The 230-nt window shown below is 50.0% G+C and carries 1 protein-coding gene; it reads left to right on the forward strand.

The features are described 5' to 3' along the window. A partial coding sequence (locus H9626_RS15745; RefSeq protein ID WP_225231018.1) for a hypothetical protein occupies positions 1 to 230 on the forward strand: 230 nt, incomplete at both ends.

A 230-nucleotide genomic window follows, 5' to 3' on the forward strand; every position in this document is an offset into this window, starting at 1 on the left:
GACATAGGGTACGACCTTACCGCTGTATGTAAATTGTTTGAATCGACGATTTGGCGGGAAGCAGAGCAGTTCAAAGGGACGCAAGGAGGAAGTTATACGGTCAATGCGTCTGAGAAAAACAGCAACGGAGTGAAAAGCTTCGCTCAACTAGCCGAAGGTCGACACGCGGTACGGGAATTTGCGCCTGATTCCGTTACTGTTGAGGAAATCCGCCGAGCAGTTGATTTGGC

Source organism: Phocaeicola faecium (assembly GCF_014837055.1).
Classification (GTDB): domain Bacteria; phylum Bacteroidota; class Bacteroidia; order Bacteroidales; family Bacteroidaceae; genus Phocaeicola; species Phocaeicola gallinarum.